Below are 20581 nucleotides of genomic sequence, written 5' to 3'. Positions count from 1 at the left end.
GGGGCGCGTTACGACATTTCTGGCGCTCAGCTCAGGGCGTCGTCGCAGCGCCCGCAGACAGCATCATGTCCGTGGGTCCCCACATCCGGTAGCACTTTCCAGCAACGCTGGCATTTGGCGCCCTCTGCCTTGGCGAAGACGACGGCCACCCCCTCGGTCTCGGGCAGGGTGAAGGCGTGCTCAGGAGCCGGATCAGTGCTGACGATCAAGTCTGATGTGATACAGATATCTGCGAAGTCCACGCTGGCCAGCGCCGCAGCCAGGTCGGTATCGGCCACGTGGACCACCGGGGCGGCCTCCAGCGAGGCACCGATGGTCTTGTCCCGGCGCTGGACCTCCAGCGCGGCGGTCACGACTCGACGGACCTTGCGGATTTGTGCCCATTTCGCCGCCAGCGCTTCGTCACGCCAGCTCTGGGGCGTATCCGGCATGTCCTGCAAATGCACCGAGCTGTCCTCACCGGGGAACCGGTCGAGCCAGACGTCCTCCATGGTGAATACCAGCACCGGGGCCAGCCATGTGACCAGACGGTGGAACAGCAGGTCCAGCACAGCTTCGGCCGAGCGGCGGCGCGGGCTGTCGGGGCCGTCGCAATAGAGCGCGTCCTTGCGGATGTCGAAATAGACCGAGGACAGGTCCACCGTGGCGAAGGTGAAGACCGCCTGAAATACCCCCTGGAAGTCATAGGCCGCGTAGCCTTTGCGCACGGTCTCGTCGAGTTCGGCCAGCCGGTGCAGCACCCAGCGCTCCAGCTCCGGCATGTCCGACGGGTCCACCTGCGGAACCTCGGCGGGCAGATTGCCGAGGATGAAGCGCAGCGTGTTGCGCAAGCGCCGGTAGCTGTCGGCCACGCCCTTGAGGATCTCCGGGCCGATCCGCAGGTCGGCAGTGTAGTCCGCCTGCGCCACCCAAAGACGCAGGATGTCGGCGCCGTATTGCTTCGTCACGTCCTCGGGCGAGACCGTGTTGCCGAGCGATTTGGACATCTTGTTGCCCTTCTCGTCCAGCGTGAAGCCGTGGGTCAGCACACCGCGATAGGGCGCACGGCCCCGGGTGCCGCAGCTCTGGAGCATGGAGGAGTGGAACCATCCGCGATGCTGGTCGGTGCCCTCCAGATAGAGATCCGCCAGCCCGTCCTCGGAGCCGTCCTCCCGGTCACGCAGCACGAAGGCGTGGGTCGAGCCGCTGTCAAACCACACGTCGAGAATGTCGAAGACCTGCTCCCACTCTTCGGGGTCGTAGTCGGTGCCGAGGAACCGCGCCTTGGCGCCGTCCTTGTACCATGCGTCCGCCCCTTCGGTCTCGAAGGCCTCAAGGATGCGGGCGTTCACGGCCTCGTCCCGGAGCAGGAAGTCCGGGTCGGTGGGCAGCGCGCCTTTCTTCGTGAAACAGGTCAGCGGCACACCCCACGCGCGCTGGCGGGACAGCACCCAGTCCGGGCGCGCCTCGATCATCGAATAGAGCCGGTTGCGTCCGGTCTGGGGCGTCCAGGTCACAAGCTCGTCGATGGAGGTCAGCGCGCGCTGGCGGATGGTCTTGCCGTAGGTATCGTCGCCGCCGATCTCGCGGTCGATGGCCGCGAACCACTGGGGCGTGTTGCGGTAGATCACCGGGGCCTTCGACCGCCAGCTGTGAGGATAGCTATGGGTCATACGGCCGCGCGCGATGAGTCCGTTCGCGGCGACGAGCTTTTCAATGACGGCTGCGTTGGCCTTGCCTTCCTTGCCCTTGTGATCGAACACGCGCAGCCCTGCGAAAAGGGGCACGTGGGGCAGGAATTCGGACTCTTCGCCCACGTTATGGGTCATCCGGTCGAGCCAGTTGCGGGCCACGAAGCACTCGTAATCCTCCTGACCATGGCTCGGTGCCGTATGAACAAAGCCCGTGCCCGCGTCGTCGGTGACGTGATCGCCGTCGATCATCGGCACATCGTAATCCCAGAAGCCCTCGGCCCAGTCCTGACCGCGGAACGGGTGAGCGAGGGTGAGCTGGCTCAGCTCCGTTCCGGCGACATTCCGAACGCGTGACCACTGCCCGGCTTCCAGCCGTGCCTGCGTCAAAACCTGCTCAGCCAGCGCATCGGCCAGCACGTAGCGGTCGCCCACCTGCACCCATGACTCATCTGGCGTGCCCGTGACCTCATAGAGACCGTAGGCAATGCCCGGACCATAGGCGACGGCCTTGTTGGAGGGGATTGTCCAGGGGGTGGTGGTCCAGATCACCACCCGCGCCGCGCCCAGATCGTCACCGCCGGACACGATCTCAAATGGCACCCAGATCGTGTGCGACTTGTGGTCGTGATACTCGACCTCGGCCTCGGCCAGAGCGGTTTTCTCCACCGGCGACCACATCACGGGCTTTGAGCCCTGATAGAGCGCGCCGTTCATCAGGAATTTCTGGAATTCGCCCGCGATCACCGCTTCGGCGTGGAAATCCATGGTCAGATAGGGGCGCTCCCAGGTGCCGGTGATGCCGAGGCGCTTGAATTCCTTGCGCTGCACATCAATCCAGCCTTCGGCAAATTTGCGGCATTCCTGACGGAAGTCGATCACATCGACCTCGTCCTTGTTGCGGCCCTTCTTGCGGTACTGCTCCTCGATCTTCCACTCGATAGGCAGCCCGTGGCAGTCCCAGCCGGGGATGTAGCGCGCATCGCGGCCCATCATCTGCTGGGAGCGCACGACCATATCCTTGAGGATCTTGTTCAGCGCGTGGCCGATATGGAGATGCCCGTTGGCGTAGGGAGGGCCGTCATGGAGCGTGAAGGGCTGACGCGACCCGTCCGCAGCCTTGTCGCGCAGGCGGTCATAGATGCCGATTTTCTCCCAGCGGGAGAGCCATTCCGGCTCGCGCTTGGGCAGGCCCGCGCGCATGGGAAAATCGGTTTCGGGGAGGTTCAGCGTGGCTTTGTAGTCGGGGGTCTCGGCGCACATGGGTCAGGCGTTCCGTTTCACAGTGAAATCATGGGGGGTCGCACGAAAAAATCCCGGCGGACAAGGTCAGTCCGCCGGGCCGGTAATTCGCTGATCTCTGAGCAACCGGTCCATCTTGCGCTCCCTTTGCCAGAGTGCGCGCCGGACGACAAGCCGCTCAGGTCGCCGCTTTGCGTGCAGGTGGCGCGTCCGGATCGTGTATCGCGGTGTCTGCCGAGCCGAGGAAGTGGCCGACGACCCGGAGGCTCTGGACGTTGTCGCAAATGACCTTAATCCCGACGAGGAACGGCACGGCGAGGAGCGCGCCCGCAATGCCCCAGATCCAGCCCCAGAACACCACCGTCAGGAAGACCGACACGGTATTCAGCTTCAGCCTGCGCCCGACGATGGTTGGCGTGACGAACTGACCTTCGACGGCGGTCGCACCCCAGTAGAGCAGCGGCGCGAGCATCGCCTGGCCAAGTGTATCGTAGGTGATCACGGCCACTCCCGCTACCAGCGCCGCCCCGGCCAGGGCGCCGATGATTGGCAGGTAGTTGAAGGAAAAGGCCACGAGCCCCCAGATCACCGGGTTTGGCATCCCAATCATCCACATGAGCAGCCCGGTCACAACACCCAGCCCCGCGTTGATCAGGGTGATGGTAAACAGATAGCGCGAGATGGAGCGTTCGACCCCGTTCACAATCTTCAGCGCGCGCTTCTTATCCGAGAGCGTGGGCAGCGACTCCACCAGCTTGGCCGAGAACATGTCGCGCGAGGTCAGCAGGAACAGCGCCAGCACCAGCGCCACGGCAATCGTGGTCATGGTACGCGCGGCATAGCTTGCCGCAGAGTTCAGGATGCTGGGCGTCTCCACCGCGACACGCTCGACCTCTTTGTCGTCGGCCTGCCCGGTAATCTCCTCGACCTGTTCCGACGCCTCTTTGACCTGAGAAATCGAATCGATAACGCCGGAGAGCTTTCGCTCGATTTCGCGGCCCATCCGGGGCGCGTCGTCGACCCACTCCGCCACCGGTGCGCTCAGGGCGTAAACCCCGATCCCCATGGAAACGGTCATGGTGACGATCAGAGCTACGGCGGTGGCGGCGGGCGGCACCCCGAGCCGGTCGAAAAAGCGCACCACCGGGCTGAAGGTCAACGCGATCAGGAGGCCAAGGATCACGGGCATCACCAGATCCTTGGCGAAGAACAGGATGACCGGGAGACCCGCGAGCACGATCACCGTCAGTATGATCCTGACGCGGCGGAGTTCCAGCAGTTGCAGCCGCCGGATCTCGTCTGTCTCGGCATCCGGGGTCGAGGTCGTCGCGTCTGTTGGCGCGGTCATGGGGGCGGCTCCAGATCTGGCAAAGCGGGGGTCTGACACACCAAGCCGCTGCAAGCCTCAGGGTTCCACCCGCAGGGGGCGAAATTCAGTCTTTCGCGTCCCCATCACGGCCCATTTTCGGCACCAACCCGCCCAATGCGCGGGCGACCAGCGCATGAACCTGCGGACGGGTGGACCGGCGGAACGGCAGCGGACGGCAGACCTCCATGGCAGCGACACCGACACGGGCGGTGAGCGCGCCATTCACGATGCCCTCGCCAAAGCGGCGGCTGACCCGCGACAGGACCGAGCCCCCCGCGACCGAGCCCAGCAGATCGTCGCCCACCGCAACGGCCCCCGTGGCCACCAGATGGCCAAACACCGCGCGCAGAAGCCGCCACGCTCCCAGCGTCCCGGCCCGCCCGCCATAGATCTCGGCAATGCGGCGGATCATCCGCACGTTGGACAGGAGCGCCGCCAGCACGTCGGCCAGCGCCAGCGGCACCAGCGCCGTGACCGTTGCAACCTGACGGGCGGCGGCCTCGATCTCGATCCGCGCGGCCGCGTCGAGCGGTACCAGCAGTTCGGTCTCGGCCAGCTCCAGCAGCGCATCGGCATCGAACTGGTCTTCTCGCCGATCGGCGAAGCTCTGGCGGTGCAGATCCAGCTCAGGACGCCCGTGATAGAGCCGCTCCATCCCGTCAGCCACCTTGCGGGCGGAGGCAAGATCCTCATCGGCCAGCGCCTGCGTGGCGTCCTTTTGCAGCACCGCCACCGCCTTCAGCCGGGACAAGGCCGTCAGCTCGCGCAGGATCACCGCCAGCACCACCAGTGCAAAAAGGCCCACAAGCCCCATGGCGATCAGCCCAAGGATCTCGCTGCGGGCCAGCATCGACTCAATCGCCGCCCATGTGGAGACGGACAAAAAGAACAGCACGACCGCACCCAGAAGCCGCCAGAACCAGCGCCCCAACGCAGAGCTCTTGCGAGCGGTCAGGGCCGCGATGGTGCGCATGGCCTCGGGTTGCGGGATCTCGCCGTCATCGGTCACTGGCGGCACCTCTGCGGGCGAGGGCCGCGCCTCGACAGCCTCGTCTTCGATCAGGATCGGTCCCCTGCGCTCGCTCATGGCCTGTCCTTTCCGATGTCGCGACGGATCAAAGCTTGTCGCCGATGAGAAACTCCGCCGCGCGGTCGAGGCGGATATGGGGCGGACCTTCGCCCGGGGCGAGGGTCAGGGGCTGAGGCAGGATGTCCATGACCTCGTAATCTCCGCCGAGCCAGTCCTCCTGTCCCTGCCGTCCCTGCGCCAGAAGCTGCCGGGGATCTTCGGGCAGCTCCCCGGGCGAAAACGCCGCCCGCCGCCCGTCCCGCAGGATGCCACGCACCACATTCGCCATCTCGCCATTCACCTCGATCTGGTCCTCGGTCGTGGCGCGGAGCGAGGCCATGGCGATGGCCGCCGTCTGGGCACCCGCGTAATCGGCGCGGGCTTTCGCGTCGGTGACCAGCGCCTCCATGATCCGGGTCAGCCGCCCGTGCTGGGTGTGGTGAAGATGATCGGCCTTCGTCGCGGCAAAGAGAATCTTTTCCACCCGCTTACCCCGCAGGATTTCGGTCAGGAACGCGTTGCGCCCGGGCCGGAAGGCGCCCAACACATCGGCCATGGCGCGACGCAGATCCTCGACCGCCTGCGGCCCCGCATGAATCGCCCCCAGCGCGTCCACCAGAACGATCTGCCGGTCGATCCGGGCGAAATGATCGCGGAAAAACGGTCGCACGATCTCCCGCTTATAGGCCTCGTAGCGGCGGCGAAACTCGGCACGCAGCGAGCCCTTCGGCGCCTCGCCGGGGGGCAATGGAGCGAAGGTCAGCGCAGGCGAGCCCTCCATGGGCCCGGGCAGCAGGAACCGCCCCGGCGAACAGTCGGAATAGCCCGCCGCTTTGGCCGCGTGCAGATATTGCGTCCAGCCCTCGGCCAGCGCCGTCGCCTGCCGGATGTCAAAGGGGGCCTCGGGGTCGGCCCCCTCCAGCGCCTCCCGGAACGCGGTGGCCTCCGAGCGGCGGGAGGCACGTTCCAGCGCATCGGCGGACCAGTCGTCGAACTCCTTTTCCAAGAGCGAGAGATCGAGAAGCCATTCTCCGGGATAATCGACGATATCCAGATGCAGGGTCTTCGGCCCCCGCACCCCCGCAAGCAGCCCACCCGGCTCAACCCTGAAGGACAGGCGCAACTCGGACACCGCGCGGGTGCTGTCGGGCCAGTCGGGGGCCGGGCCGGTCATGGTCTCCAGATTGGTCTCGTAATCAAAGCGCGGCAGCGTATCGCTCGGCTGAGGTTGCAGCCAGACGGCCTTGATCGCTCCGTCCGTGACAGAGCGCATCCCCGGCATCCGCCCGCGCTCCAGCAAATTAGCGACGAGCGAGGTGATAAAGACGGTCTTGCCCGCGCGGCTGAGCCCCGTGACGCCGAGCCTGAGGGTCGGCTCAAAGCCCCCCGTCAGCCGCCGCCCTGCCCGCCCGAGCCCGGTCAGGATCCCGTCCTTCATCTCACCAATCATCCCGCGCCTCCTGTCTGGCTCCGAACAGATAGGCTCGGATGTCGCCGAGTTCTACCTGTCAGCGCAACCGCGCGCTGAACACCGCCCGAACCGTGATCGGACATGGGGTCCCGGATCAACGTCGCGAGTCTCAGCGTCCGATCATCGCCAGGCGCAACAATCGCGCTGAACGCACAGCCTGGGGTCTCTCCAGCGCGGCGCCTGCGACCAGACCCGGATCCCGAATGGCCCGTTGCAGAACCGGCTGCGCCTCCGATGCAGACAGAGCGGCGATCCGTCCCGGTCCGCGGACACGGCTCAGCAGCTTTTGCCCTTCGCGTGCCAGCGCAACGATCCCGGAGTCACTCTCATCAGGCAGTGGTTGCAGCCCATGCGCTTTCAGAGAGGGAACCGAGACCAGCCAGTTCGCGACGCCCCCCGCTGTACCAATCTTGCGCAGCGGCGCTTCCTGATCGGACCCCAAGGCCCGGCCCGCGACCCACATGAGCGTGCCCGCCGTGGCCTCCAGATGCCGGATCAGCGCCGCTGTATCAACAAAAGGCTCGCGCGCAATGTCCCAGCGCCGCGCCACTACAACGCCGTCCAGCAGCCGCGCGCCCTCGGCGTCAAGAACCTCAGTCAGTGGCGTCACCACCTCGTGCCGCCGGACAGGACCGCCCGAGGCGATCTCATCCAGTGCGTCACGCCACCACTGCAGCCGCATCTCGGCGATCAACGGCTCCTGCGTGACCCAAGGCGCGCGCGACACCTCCACATTCATGGCATAGATCGGAAAGAGTTTTTCCCGGGCAGCCGGTGGGGCAGCCATCACAGCACGGAACCGATCCGGGTCGCCCTTGCGGACAAACTCGGCACAAGCCTGAAGCGTCATGCCCCCTGCCCGTCCCGCATCAGCTTCCACGTCACCGCGTCGATCAGCGCCTCGAAGGACGCGTCGACGATATTCGCCGACACGCCCACGGTGGACCAGCGCCGCCCTTCGCCATCCTCGCTGTCGATGATAACCCGGGTCACGGCCTCCGTGCCGCCCTGGGTGATGCGCACCTTGAAATCCACCAGATGCATGTCGTCGATAGCGTCCTGATAGGGCCCGAGATCCTTCGCCAGCGCGCGCGCCAGCGCGTTCACCGGCCCCCGGTCCGAGCCTGTCTCATCCATGCTCTCGGACACGGAGAGGCGCTTTTCCTCGCCGATCTTCACCACCACCACAGCCTCGGAGAGCGACACCATGCGGTTATACTTATTCTTGCGACGCTCGACGGTCACCCGGTAGCGCTTCACCTCAAAGAACTGGGGAAGCAAGCCCAGCTCGCGTCGCGCCACAAGTTCGAAACTGGCCTGCGCGGTGTCGTAGGAGTAGCCGCGATCCTCGCGATCCTTGATCTCCTCAAGGATCCGGGACAGGCGCGGATCGGCCTTTTCCACCCCAATCCCCATCTCCGACAGCCGCTGCCGCAGGTTCGACTGGCCCGCCTGATTGGACATGGGAATGACCCGCGCATTGCCGACCGTCGAGGGATCCACATGCTCGTAGGTCGACGGATCCTTCAGGATCGCAGATGCGTGCAGCCCCGCCTTATGGGCAAAGGCCGACGCGCCCACATAAGGCGCATTATTGCGCGGCACCCGGTTCAGGATGTCATCAAGCTGGCGCGAAATCCGCGTCAGCGCTTTCATTCCCTCCACCGTCACCCCGGTATCAAACCGGCTGGCATAGGGCTCTTTCAGCAGCAAGGTCGGGATCAGCGAAATCAGGTTGGCGTTACCGCAGCGCTCGCCCAGCCCGTTCAGCGTCCCCTGAATCTGGCGCGCACCCGCCTCGACGGCGGCCAGAGACCCCGCCACCGCCATCCCGGCATCATCGTGACAATGAATGCCCAGCCGGTCGCCGGGAATGCCTGCCGCAATCACCTCCGAGACAATCCGGCCGATTTCCGCAGGCAAGGTCCCGCCATTGGTGTCGCACAAAACCACCCAGCGCGCGCCCGCCTCATGGGCCGCCCTCAGGCACTCCAGCGCATAACCCGGATCGGAATAATAACCGTCAAAAAAGTGCTCCGCATCGAACAGAGCTTCCCGCCCCTCTGCCACACAATGGGCGACGGAGGCGCGTATATTCTCCACATTCTCTTCGCGTGAAATCCCAAGCGCCGCTTCCACATGGTAGTCATGGGACTTGCCAACCAGACAGACCGCGGAGGTCCCCGCGTTCAGCACTGCCGCCAGCACATCATCGTTCTGCGCCGACCGCCCCGACCGCTTGGTCATGCCAAACGCCGCCATCGTGGCCCGTGTCTCGCCCACCGCCTCGAAGTAAGCGCTGTCGGTCGGGTTCGCGCCGGGCCAGCCGCCCTCGATATAGTCAATCCCCAGCCGGTCCAGCATCACCGTCAGCGCCTGCTTCTCGGCCACCGAGAACTGCACCCCCTGGGTCTGCTGCCCATCGCGCAAGGTCGTGTCGTAGAGATAGAGACGCTCTGCCATGACGGCCCCTTCACCTGTCTTCAAATATCCCGGGGGCTGCCCGGCAGGGCAGCGGGGCGGCGCCCCTCCCAAGTTCAGTCAAAGTTGTCCGGTCCCGGTAACTTTGAGGAGTCGAAATCTCTGGTGAGTTCGTACCCAGAACCGCCACGAGAATCTTTGACCACCACACCAGCATTGATCAGCGAATCGCGGATGCGGTCCGCAAGATCGTAATTCCTCTGGGCCTTTGCATCTTCCCGATAGAGCAAGAGTTCCTGCACCAATACTTCTCCGGGACGATCCCCTTCCCCAGTGTGAGACACTCCGCCTCGCAGGAAGTGGTGAAAAGTATCCCAGTCATTGATCAAACCGATCAACTCAAGACTGGCCGCGAAAGACGCCATCTGGACGGCTTGCCCCGGTCTGAAAATCTCGTGAAGACGGGCTATCGCCCCGGGTAGGTTCAGATCGTCCGCGAGGCAGTCGACGACTTTCTCGTCAGGCTGCCAAACTCCCCCGTTGATGAGGACCTGTTTCATGCTCTCGGAAAAGCTTGCCACATTGAGAGCAAAAAACCATCGATCAAGAACCGCTGTTGCTTCTTTAACTTTTTGCTCTGTCCAGTCCATCGGCTTGCGGTAATGGGCCGAGAGCAGCACAAAGCGCATAACCTCGCCTGGCAAGCCACTGTCGAGCTTGTCTCGAACTGTAAAGAAATTGCCGAGGGATTTTGACATCTTGCGCCCCTCGACCTGCAACATCTCGTTATGCAGCCAGTAGCGCGCCATCGGCGCGCCGCCATGGGCGCAGACCGATTGGGCGATCTCGTTTTCATGGTGCGGGAATTGCAGATCCCCTCCGCCGCCATGGATATCAAAGGTCTCACCAAGGAAGGCTTCCGACATCACAGAGCACTCGATATGCCAACCCGGACGCCCGACACCCCACGGACTCTCCCATCCGGGCAAGCCCGCCTCGGAGGGCTTCCAAAGGACGAAATCCATCGGATCACGCTTATAGGGCGCGACCTCGACCCGGGCGCCCGCGATCATGTCATCGACCGACCGCCCCGACAAAGCCCCATAAGCCTCGTAGCTCGAAACCGAGAACAGAACATGCCCCTCGGCTTCATAAGCGTGACCTTTGGCGATCAGGTCGGAGATCATCTCGATCATGCCGCCGATATGGGCCGTCGCGCGCGGGTTTTCGTCGGGCGTCAGGCAACCCAGCGCGCCCATATCGTCGAAATACCAGCCGGAGGTCTCAGCGGTGATGTCGCTGATCGACCGCCCGCTCTCGGCGGCACGGGCGTTGATCTTGTCATCCACGTCGGTGATGTTGCGCACATAGGTGACGTGTTTGGCCCCGTAGACCTGCCGCAACAGCCGGTAGAGCGTATCAAACACCACAGCCGACCGCGCATTCCCCATATGCGCACGGTCATAGACCGTAGGTCCGCAGACATACATCCGCACCCGCTCCGGATCGAGCGGGACGAAATCTTCCTTCGATCTCGTGGCGGAGTTGGTCAGGCGGATCTGGGTCATCTCGGGTCCTGCTGCAAAGGGTTGCGGGCGGGGTGTCGCAAGAACAGGCCGTGCGCGCAAGTCCCCCGCGTGCGCGATTACCCTCCCGCCTTTTCCTCCAGCGTCAGCCACTCCTCCTCCAAAGCCTCGAGCCGGGTCTGCCGTTCGGTCAACGCTTCAGTCGCCTTGGCGAATTTTACCGGTTCGCGGGTGTAGAGCTCGGGATCGGACATCAGCTCATGCAGCTTACCGATCTCCGCCTCCACCCGCGCGATCTCGGCGGGCAAGGCTTTGAGCCGGTGGCTCTCGGTGAAGCTGAGGCCAGTCTGCGGTGCTTGCTCCCGCGCCGGAGATCCTGAGGATTTCGCCTTCGCGCTTCCGGGCCTTGCTCCGGCGGCCGTTTCCTCTTTGGGCTTTTGGGCCTGATAATCGGACCAGCCACCCGCATAGACGGTCGCCCGCCCGTCTCCCTCGAAGGCTACAGTCTGCGTCGCCACCCGGTCGAGGAAATCCCGGTCGTGACTGACCAGCAGAACCGTGCCGTCATATTCGCCCAGCAGATCCTGCAACAGATCCAGCGTTTCGATATCGAGATCGTTGGTCGGCTCGTCGAGCACCAGCAGGTTCGAGGGCTGCGCCATCAGCTTGGCGAGGAGCAGACGTGCCTTCTCACCACCGGACAGGGACCGGACCGGCGCACGGGCCTGCGCTTCTGAGAACAGGAAGTCCTTGAGGTAGCCCACCACATGGCGCGGAGTGCCCCGGACCATCACCTGATCGGCGTTGCCGGAGACGCGCATCTCGGGGCTGCCGGTCAGGCTCTCCCAAAGGTTCATGTCAGGATCCAGCGCGGCGCGGGATTGATCGAAGACCGCGATCTCCAGATTGGTGCCGAGCTTCACCGTGCCCTCGTCAGGGGTCAGCTCACCGGTGAGCGTCTTCAGAAGCGTCGTCTTACCCACGCCGTTCGGGCCAACCAACGCCACCCTGTCACCCCGGCCGATCTTGATCGAAAAGGGACGCAGGATCCGGCGGTCACCGTAGGTTTTGGCAATGCCTTCGGCCTCGATCACCTTCTTGCCACTCTGGGGTCCCGCATCGAGTTCCAGCGCCGCGGTACCCTGGCGGCGGATCTGCTCGGAGCGGGTCTTGCGCAGCTCCTGCAAGGCGCGCACCCGGCCCTGATTGCGCTTGCGGCGGGCCGAGATCCCCTCGACGGCCCAGCGTCCCTCGGACTTGATCTTGCGGTCCAGCTTATGCCGGGCGAGGTCTTCTTCTTCCCAGACCTTGTCGCGCCAGTCCTCGAAATGCTCAAATCCCTTTTCCTGACGCCGCACCGCGCCGCGATCCACCCAAAGGGTCGCGCGGGTCAGGTTGCGGAGAAAGGCGCGATCGTGGGAAATCAGCACAAAGGCCGAGCGCGTGGCCTTGAGCTGTTCCTCCAGCCACGCAATCGCGCGGATGTCGAGGTGGTTCGTCGGCTCGTCCAGCAACATCAGCGCCGGATCCTCGGCCAGCAATTTCGCCAGCGCCGCCCGGCGCCGCTCACCCCCAGATGCCGTTGCAGGGTCCGCATCCGGATCAAAGGTCAAACCCTCGGCGACCATATCCACCTTATAGCGCTCGGACGAATCGAGACCGGAGCCCGCGAAATCGCCCAGCGTGGCGAACCCCGCCATCTCCGGCTCCTGCTCCATATAGCCGACGGTGGTGCCCGGTGACAGGACGCGGGCGCCGCGGTCCGCCTCAACGAGCCCACCCATGACTTTCATCAGGGTGGATTTACCCGAGCCGTTGCGCCCCACCAGCGCCACCCGGTCGCCCGGCTGGATGACCAGATCAAGCCCGTCAAACACGGGATTGCCGCCAAAGGTCAGAGAAATGTCGGAGAGCTGGAGAAGAGGTGCGCGTGCCATGAAATGCGCAGTAGCGCGTGCCCCCCGCCGGGGCAAGATCAGACGGCGACGGCCCTCAGGAGCCGCTGACGTGCGGGTGGGATCGCGCGGATCTCGACGCCGGTGAAGACATGCATGGTGCCCATCTCTTCGTCCACCACCGCGTGATCCGACACCCAGCCCCCCATGGTCAGGTAGGTCCGCAGAAGCGGCGGCATGGCGGCCATGGCACGCCGCGGATCGAGCGGCCCCCGTAATGCGCTGGCCAGTTGAAAGATTCGCGGCGCCTTGACGCGGGGCCGCCAGCGCACGGGCGCCTCATGGCGGGCGTGCAGCAAGGCAAAGGCGTCCGCATGTTGGGCCGCGTCCGTTCCCTGGAAGGACGCGCAACCAAACAACATGCCGACCCCGTCACGGTCCACGATCCGCGTCAGCGCCCCCCATGCGACCCGGAGAATATCGCCGTCGCACCGGTCCGGATCGATACAGAAGCGCCCAAGCTCGACCATCGGTGCGTTGAAGCGCCGCAAGGCTCCGAGCCCGTAATAGCGCGCAGAATAGGTGTCATCGACTTCGCCGGCGGTGTGCACGGTTCGCAGACGGTAGGTGCACACGACCTCACCCGTAGCGATGTCTTCGATCAGAATGTGACGGCATTGCTGGTCGTAGGGGTCGGGTCCGGCCGCATCCACGGGAAAGATCCGCAGTCGCAGCGCCATCGCATGCGCGATCTGATCGGCTGTCTCCGCCTCGATCACCCGGTATCGGCCTTTGCTCAACAGCACCATCACGCCCCAGTTCCCGCCTCTTTTTTCGAAGCCTAACGGATCCTACATCACAGGGGAGCCGCTGACTGTCTGTTAGCATGATTTTCTAATGGCAGTGTGACACTGCCGGAAAGGACGAAATGGATAAGATCACCAAGACCGATGCAGAATGGCGCGCCCAGCTTTCCGATCTGGCCTATAAGGTCACCCGCCAGCACGGCACCGAGCGGGCCGGAACCCATGAAGATTTTCCCGAAGGTCCCGGCACCTTTACCTGCGTGGGCTGTGGCCTGCCGGTATTTGACAAGGCGCATAAGTTCGACAGCGGCACGGGCTGGCCGTCTTTCTACCAGCCGATGGACCCCGATCACGTCGGCACGTCCGAGGATCGCCGCCTGTTCATGCGCCGCACCGAGGTGCACTGCGCCCGCTGCGACAGCCATCTGGGACACGTCTTCCCGGACGGACCCGCGCCCACAGGATTGCGCTATTGCATCAACGGGGTGGCGCTGGGGTTTGACCCCGAGACCTAGGTCTCACTCCCCGGCCAGATCCGCAGGATTGAAATTGCCGATGGACTGGAAGAGCTGACGCAGGAAGGACACGCCCTGCACGTTGGCTTCGGTGACGCGGCGCGAAATTGGGACCACGCGCCCGTCTTTGAGACCAAACCGCTCTACGTTGGAGACGACGCCCGCCTCACTGAAGGAGATCGCCACAACCTGTCGGTAGATCTCCTCACCCCGGCGGTAGTCATCGCGGCGGAACAGGCTCTCCACATAGTACCAGCCGCGATCGTCTATGATGCCTTCCGTCGTCGGCCTGCCAACCAGTTCGGCAACGTCGGTCTGGGTCGAGCGCCCGACTTCGATAGCCGCCAGCTCATTGGCTGGTGGCGCATAGCCATGGGTCTGATAGACAGTGGCGCAGGCCGCGAGGATCAGCGCCGCACCGGCGAGAACGAGAAGTCGCAGCTGTCGTGTCATAACTCTAGGCCCTGTTGTTGCGTGCAGGCCAAGTGATCTGGCCTTGTCGCTGCCTACATCATAGAGGGCAGCGGCATCAAGAATGGAGACCACGCCATGTCCAGCTCTTCTGACGAAACCCGCCTGCGTCTGACGACCGGCTCCGAGCGCGCGGACCGGCCATTCCTGTTAACACCTGATTCAGACGCGCGCGGCGCGATTGCGGAGGAGCTCGGCCTGACGAGCCTGCGCAAGCTGCGGTTCGAGGGTGCGCTGCGTCCCTCCGGCGGGCGCGACTGGGTGCTGGACGGCCAGATCGGGGCGACCGTCGTGCAGCCGTGCAGCGTCACGCTCGCGCCTGTGACCACCCGCATCGACGAGCCCGTAACCCGGCGGTATCTCGCCAACTGGCAGGCCCAGGACCTGCCGTTGGAACAGGAAATGCCGGAAGAGGTTGAGGACGAGCCAATGCCCGCCGTGCTGGACCTCGAAGCGGTGATGATCGAAGCTCTGTCCCTCGCCGTCCCGGCCTTTCCCCGTGCTGAAGGGGTAGAGTTGGGCACACTATCCGCCCGCCCAAAAGGCGCCGCACCGATCACGGAGACAGAGACGAAGCCGCTTGGTGGCCTCGCCGATCTTCTGAAAGATGCGAAAAAGGACAGCTAGGCCGCTTCAGGCCCAGCTTTTCTCCAGCACCCGGAACCAGTTCCGGTGGCAGAGCTTCTCCATGAGCGCGTCATCATAACCGTGGTCTTTCAACGCCCGGCGGAGGCGCGTCAAATGGGCGATGTTGTCCAGCCAATAGGGCACAAGCGCCCCATCGAAATCGGAGCCAAACCCAACCCGGTCTTCGCCGAGCCGCGTAATCAGGTGATCAAGGTGGCGCAGAATCGTGTCGGGCACCACGTCTGGGCGCATCTTTCCATCGGGCCGAAGAAATGCGCAGGCAAAGGCGAGACCAACCATGCCATCCGTCTCTGCAATCGCATCGAGCTGGGCGTCTGTGAGGTTACGTGCATGGGGGCACACCGCGTGCGCCGCCGAATGGGTCGCCACCAACGGACGATGGGACAGCCGCGCCACCTCCCAGAACCCGGCCTCGTTCAGATGGCTCAGGTCGAGCATGATTCCCAGCCGGTCACATTCGGTCACCAGCCGCTGCCCGGCCTCTGTCAGACCCGGCCCGATATCAGGGCCGGAGGGATAGCGAAACGGCACGCCATGGCCGAACCGCGTGGGGCGACTCCAAACCGGGCCAAGGGAGCGCAGCCCCCGGGCGTAGAGATCCCCCAACCCGCTCATGTCGGTGCCAATCGCCTCCGCGCCCTCCATGTGGCAGATGGCGGCCATGGCCGAACTTCCCAAGGTATCACGAAGCTCGTTGACGTTGCGGCACACCCGAACCAGCCCGTGCTCTTCCAGGGCCGTGAGAATCGCCATCTGTGTCTCGACCACCCGGCGGGCGGGCTCCATGGGGACTTCTGGCAGGAGCGGCATGTCATAGCCGTCATCCCCCTGCATCGCCGCCGTGTTGGCGCTGGCGTCGATCTCGGACGGCACCCAGATGGCAAAGAACCCGCCCCCGAATCCCCCGGCCTCGGCACCGGGCATGTCGATCGCCCCGTCACTGGATTGCAGCAGAGTGTCGATGGCCCCAACGCCTCCGGCCTGCATCAGCCGGGTCAAGAGATCGTTATGGCCGTCGAAGATCAGCGGATATTGCACGGTCACCCCTCCTGTCAGCGCGACACAGGATGGCGTAAATAATCCCTGCGCGCAAAGGCAAACGAAGCATTGGAGGTAGGCTTTGGTGGAGCCGATCGGGATCGAACCGACGACCTCGTCATTGCGAACGACGCGCTCTCCCAACTGAGCTACGGCCCCACTGCGGCGCTAATTGGCGAAGCAGATCGCGCTTGTCAAGCGGGGAACCGGCGGGAAATCGGGGCGTTAACGGCCCATGATCAGAAATCTCATGTGGCGCTTGCGCATCTTCTCCCGAAAGCTCTGGATCAGAGCCTCGCTCATCTCCCTCCTGGCGGTTGCGGGCAGCCTCTTGGCGCCGCTCAGCAACTATCTGCCGTTCAAGCTGACCTCCGGCATGAACATGTCGACCCTCGAAAACCTCTTGGGGATCATCACCAGCACCATGCTGTCCGTTGCGACATTCTCCCTGTCCATCATGGTGTCTTCCCATTTGGCCGCCGACACTTCGGCCACCCCCCGTGCTTATCGGCTGCTACAGCAGGACGGCCGCACGCAAACTGTGATCGCCACCTTTATCGGGGCCTTCGTCTACGCCCTGACCCTGACCATCATGCTCGACCTCGGATTCGTGCAGGATAACGAGGTGGCCCTAGTCTATATCCTGACGATCGTCGTCATCATCGCCATCGTCATCGCGTTGTTACGCTGGGTCGCCCACCTTGACGGGTTGGGATCGGTGGAACGGACCCTGCGCCAGACCGAGGACCGGATCACAGAGGCCATCACCGAGCAGGGGCGAAACCCGTTTCTCGGCGGGCTCCCCGCGCTGGGCCACGCGGTCAGCGACGCAGTGGCGGTGCGGGCGGAGAAGTCAGGCTTTGTCCAGCAGGTGAACATGCGCGATCTACAGGAGGTCGCTAAAGAGAATGGCGTGCAGATCCACCTCGAAGACCGGCCGGGCAATTGGGTCACGCGCGGCGATATTCTCGCGCGGATCGTGGGCGGTGAGCTGGGAGACGAGGCGCAGAAGAAGATCTTCAAAGCCATTGCCATCAATGACCGGCGGGAGCCCGATCAGGATGTGGGCCACGCGCTGATGATCATGAGCGAGATCGGCGACCGGGCCCTGTCGCCCGGCACGAACGATCCGCAGACCGGGGTGAACGCGATTTCGCGGATCACCCGGCTGATCATGGAGATCCCGGTCGAGGAACAGATGGACGAGCCTGTGGCGCCTGATGTGTATGCCCCGCCCCTCGACATGCGCGCGCTGGTGAGGGAGAGCCTCTACCCCCTCGCCCGCGACGGGGCGGGATTTGTCGAAGTTGTGGTGTCTGTGCAGCGGGCGTGTGCGGTCCTGACCCGGCATCCCAACAATGCCGTGGCAACCGCTGCCCGGCAACTGAGCGCCGACAGTCTGGCGCTGGCGCGCGACGCCATGCGGCTTGCGGGGGATGTGGCTCGGATCGAAGAAATAGCTGTCGCCTCATCTCCGTCCGAGATCATCTGAAACAGGCGGCGCCCCACAAGAGGGCGCCGGCTTCTCTTGCTGAGTCCGCCTTATTCGGCAGCGTCCTGATAGGCCTCCAGAGGCGGGCAGGTACACACGAGATGCCGGTCGCCATAGACGTTGTCCACGCGATTGACCGGCGCCCAGTATTTGTCAACGCGGAACGAGCCCTTGGGGAAGCAACCCTGTTCGCGGCTATAGGGCCGGTCCCAATCGCCTACGAGGTCCTCGACCGTATGCGGCGCGTGTTTCAGCGGATTACTGTCGCGATCCGCCCGGCCTTCCTCGATGTCCCGGATCTCATCGCGGATCGCCAGCATGGCGTCGCAGAAGCGGTCGAGCTCGGCCTTGGTTTCGCTCTCTGTCGGCTCCACCATCAGCGTCCCGGCCACCGGCCAACTCATGGTCGGCGCGTGGAAGCCATTGTCGATCAGGCGCTTGGCGATGTCATCCACGGTCACTCCCGCCGATTTCTCGAACGGACGCACATCGAGGATGCACTCGTGGGCCACCCGGCCATTCGTCCCCCTATAGAGAATGTCATAGGCGCCTTCGAGCCGATCGGCGATGTAGTTGGCGTTCAGGATCGCGACCTTGGTGGCTTGCGTCAGTCCTTCGCCACCCATGAGCCGGCAATAAGACCACGAGATCGGCAGGATTGAGGCGGAGCCAAAGGGTGAACCCGAGACCGCCCCGGACTCATCACCAAATCCCGGTAGATAGGGCGCCAAATGGCCGCGCACGCCGATAGGCCCCATGCCCGGACCGCCCCCCCCGTGGGGAATGCAGAAAGTCTTATGGAGGTTCAGGTGGCTCACATCGGCACCGATCTTACCCGGCTGGGAAAGACCCACCATGGCGTTCAGGTTGGCCCCGTCCAGATAGACCTGCCCCCCATGCTGGTGGGTGATCTCGCAGACCTCGCGCACCGTTTCCTCAAACACGCCGTGGGTCGAGGGGTAGGTGATCATGCAGGCGGCCAGATCCTTGCCCGCCGCCTCGGCCTTGGCGCGGAAATCTTCCACGTCGATATCGCCGCGCTCGGTGCATTTCACCACAACGACAGTCATCCCCGCCATCTGCGCAGAAGCCGGGTTGGTGCCGTGGGCGTTGACCGGAATGAGGCAGACATGGCGGTGGCTGTCGCCATTGGCCGCGTGATAGGCGCGGATGGTCAGAAGCCCCGCATATTCTCCCTGTGCCCCGGAGTTGGGCTGCATCGACATGGCGTCATAGCCGGTGATCTCACAAAGCTGCCGGGACAGGTCGGAGATCATTTCGGCATAACCCTCGGCCTGCTCAGCGGGGGCAAATGGGTGCAGCGATGAAAATTCCGGCCAAGTGATCGCGGCCATCTCGGCAGCGGCGTTGAGCTTCATGGTGCAGGAGCCGAGCGGAATCATCGCGCGATCAAGCGCCAGATCCCGGTCCGCCAGACGCCGCATGTAGCGCATCATCTCGGTCTCGGCCCGGTTCATGTGGAACACGGGATGCTCCAGATAACTGGTCTGGCGGGCGAGATCATCAGGCAACCGGTAAGTCGTCTCCGGCGCGCCCATCTCGACGCCAAACGCGCCAAGAAGACGTCCAACCGTCTCGTCGCGGGTGGTCTCGTCGAGGGCGATGCCCAGCCGGGTCTTGCCTACCTTGCGCAGGTTGACCCGCGCTTCGGCGGCAGCCCGGAAGATGACGTTCCGCAGCGCGCCGCACTCCACGGTGATCGTGTCAAAGAAGTGATGCGGAGCAACCTCGTACCCCGCACCCTCCAGGGCTCGCGCGACCCGCGCTGCCTTCAGGTGGATGCGCTGGGCAATGGCTTTCAGCCCCTCCGGCCCGTGGAACACGGCGTAGAAACCCGCCATCACCGCCAAAAGCGCCTGCGCCGTACAGACATTCGAGGTCGCCTTTTCACGGCGGATATGCTGTTCGCGGGTCTGGAGCGACAGGCGGTAGGCCTGATTGCCGCGTGCGTCGATGCTAACCCCGACGATACGCCCCGGCATGGACCGCTTCATGGAGTCCTTGCAGGCCATATAGGCGGCATGGGGACCGCCATAGCCCATGGGCACGCCGAACCGCTGGGTCGAGCCCACGGCGATATCCGCGCCCATGGCACCCGGCTCCTTCAGGAGCGTCAGGGCGAGCGGGTCGGCGATGACGATGCCCAGCGCCTTTTCGGCGTGGAGCGCCTCGATCTCCGGGGTGAAGTCCCGCACGTCGCCATAGGTGCCCGGATACTGGAAGATCCCGGCAAACACCTCCGACGCCACCATGTCGTCCGGCGCCCCGACGACAACTTCGATCCCGAGCGGCTCGCAGCGGGTGCGGATCACGTCGATATTCTGCGGATGGCAGTTCTCATCCACAAAAACCGCGCGGGCCTTGGATTTCGCAACCCGGCCCGCCATGGTCACCGCCTCGGCCGCCGCGGTCGCCTCGTCCAGCAATGACGCATTGGCCACGTCAAGACCGGTCAGATCGGTGATCATCGTCTGGAAGTTCAGCAGCGCTTCAAGCCGTCCCTGCGAAATCTCCGGCTGATACGGCGTATAAGCCGTGTACCAGGCCGGGTTCTCCAGAATATTGCGCTGGATCGCAGGCGGCGTCACCGTACCGTAGAACCCCTGCCCGATCATCGAGGAAAACACAGTGTTCTTCTTGGCGAGCTGACGAAGCTCCCACATCAGCTCGCGCTCAGTCACCGCAGCACCGAGATCCAGCGGCGCCCCCTGCCGGATCGCGGCAGGCACCGTTTCGTCGATCAGCGCATCAAGCGACGAGACGCCCAACACATCATACATCTCCGCCATCTCGGCCGGTGAGGGTCCGATATGGCGGCGATTGGCAAAGTCAAAGGGTTCGTAATCCGTCGGCTGAAACGGCATCTCATTCTCCCGAGGAGCCGTCCCGGCCCCTTCATCTTTCCCCAAATACCCCCGCCGGAGGCC

At 64.3% G+C, this 20581-nt stretch carries 15 protein-coding genes and 1 tRNA gene; 3 read left to right on the top strand and 13 right to left on the bottom strand.

Annotation, left to right across the window (positions count from 1 at the left end; translation table 11 throughout):
- Positions 1–26: 26 nt before the first annotated feature.
- The 9 genes from ileS to FEV53_RS11340 all read right to left on the bottom strand — a co-directional run bounded on the left by ileS (position 27) and on the right by FEV53_RS11340 (position 13472).
- On the bottom strand, positions 27–2933 hold the full coding sequence (gene ileS, locus FEV53_RS11380; protein WP_142834924.1) for an isoleucine--tRNA ligase: 2907 nt from the start codon (positions 2931–2933) through the stop codon (positions 27–29).
- A 157-nt stretch (positions 2934–3090) separates the two neighbouring features.
- Entirely contained in the window at positions 3091–4260 is a 1170-nt protein-coding gene (locus FEV53_RS11375) for an AI-2E family transporter (RefSeq protein WP_142834923.1), read from the bottom strand.
- 85 nt (positions 4261–4345) lie between these two features.
- The gene (locus FEV53_RS11370) at positions 4346–5368 is read right to left on the bottom strand and encodes a YcjF family protein (protein ID WP_142834922.1); all 1023 of its coding nucleotides are present in this window, start codon (positions 5366–5368) and stop codon (positions 4346–4348) included.
- 28 nt (positions 5369–5396) lie between these two features.
- Positions 5397–6800 carry a YcjX family GTP-binding protein gene (locus FEV53_RS11365; RefSeq protein WP_425465484.1) on the bottom strand — a complete coding sequence of 468 codons (1404 nt, stop codon included), beginning with the start codon at positions 6798–6800 and terminating at the stop codon, positions 5397–5399.
- Between the two features lie 130 nt (positions 6801–6930).
- Complete coding sequence (locus FEV53_RS11360) at positions 6931–7671, bottom strand: squalene/phytoene synthase family protein (RefSeq protein WP_142834921.1); 741 nt, start codon at positions 7669–7671, stop codon at positions 6931–6933.
- Positions 7668–9284, bottom strand: coding sequence for a citramalate synthase (gene cimA, locus FEV53_RS11355; protein WP_142834920.1), 1617 nt, complete (start codon positions 9282–9284; stop codon positions 7668–7670). The genes FEV53_RS11360 and cimA overlap by 4 nt, the downstream gene beginning before the upstream one ends.
- A gap of 74 nt (positions 9285–9358) precedes the next feature.
- Positions 9359–10810 (bottom strand): cysteine--tRNA ligase, encoded by a 1452-nt coding sequence (cysS, locus tag FEV53_RS11350; RefSeq protein WP_142834919.1) that lies wholly within the window; start codon positions 10808–10810, stop codon positions 9359–9361.
- 77 nt (positions 10811–10887) lie between these two features.
- A complete protein-coding gene (locus FEV53_RS11345; RefSeq protein WP_142834918.1) occupies positions 10888–12705 on the bottom strand; it encodes an ABC-F family ATP-binding cassette domain-containing protein in 1818 nt (605 codons plus the stop codon).
- Between the two features lie 38 nt (positions 12706–12743).
- On the bottom strand, positions 12744–13472 hold the full coding sequence (locus FEV53_RS11340; RefSeq protein WP_142834946.1) for a GNAT family N-acetyltransferase: 729 nt from the start codon (positions 13470–13472) through the stop codon (positions 12744–12746).
- A 119-nt stretch (positions 13473–13591) separates the two neighbouring features.
- Between FEV53_RS11340 and msrB the strand changes: the two genes are divergently transcribed.
- A complete protein-coding gene (msrB, locus tag FEV53_RS11335) occupies positions 13592–13984 on the top strand; it encodes a peptide-methionine (R)-S-oxide reductase MsrB (RefSeq protein WP_142834917.1) in 393 nt (130 codons plus the stop codon).
- A gap of 3 nt (positions 13985–13987) precedes the next feature.
- Here the strand turns inward: msrB and FEV53_RS11330 are convergent, their stop codons facing one another.
- Positions 13988–14437 (bottom strand): outer membrane protein assembly factor BamE, encoded by a 450-nt coding sequence (locus FEV53_RS11330; protein WP_142834916.1) that lies wholly within the window; start codon positions 14435–14437, stop codon positions 13988–13990.
- Positions 14438–14533: 96 nt separating this feature from the next.
- On the opposite strand from FEV53_RS11330, the gene FEV53_RS11325 reads away from it, so the two are divergent.
- The gene (locus FEV53_RS11325; protein WP_142834915.1) at positions 14534–15082 is read left to right on the top strand and encodes a YceD family protein; all 549 of its coding nucleotides are present in this window, start codon (positions 14534–14536) and stop codon (positions 15080–15082) included.
- A 6-nt stretch (positions 15083–15088) separates the two neighbouring features.
- On the opposite strand, the gene FEV53_RS11320 is transcribed toward FEV53_RS11325, so the two are convergent.
- Positions 15089–16141, bottom strand: coding sequence for a dipeptidase (locus FEV53_RS11320; protein WP_142834914.1), 1053 nt, complete (start codon positions 16139–16141; stop codon positions 15089–15091).
- An 83-nt stretch (positions 16142–16224) separates the two neighbouring features.
- A tRNA-Ala gene (locus FEV53_RS11315) sits at positions 16225–16300 on the bottom strand.
- 76 nt (positions 16301–16376) lie between these two features.
- Between FEV53_RS11315 and FEV53_RS11310 the strand changes: the two genes are divergently transcribed.
- A complete protein-coding gene (locus tag FEV53_RS11310; protein ID WP_142834913.1) occupies positions 16377–17633 on the top strand; it encodes a DUF2254 domain-containing protein in 1257 nt (418 codons plus the stop codon).
- 50 nt (positions 17634–17683) lie between these two features.
- On the opposite strand, the gene gcvP is transcribed toward FEV53_RS11310, so the two are convergent.
- Positions 17684–20518 (bottom strand): aminomethyl-transferring glycine dehydrogenase, encoded by a 2835-nt coding sequence (gene gcvP / locus FEV53_RS11305; RefSeq protein ID WP_142834912.1) that lies wholly within the window; start codon positions 20516–20518, stop codon positions 17684–17686.
- Between the last annotated feature and the right edge of the window lie 63 nt (positions 20519–20581).

The sequence above is a fragment of the Palleronia caenipelagi genome, assembly GCF_007004065.1.
Taxonomy (GTDB): domain Bacteria; phylum Pseudomonadota; class Alphaproteobacteria; order Rhodobacterales; family Rhodobacteraceae; genus Palleronia; species Palleronia caenipelagi.
Note: the sequence above shows the minus strand (reverse complement) of the source record. Positions and strands in the feature narration are given on the sequence as shown.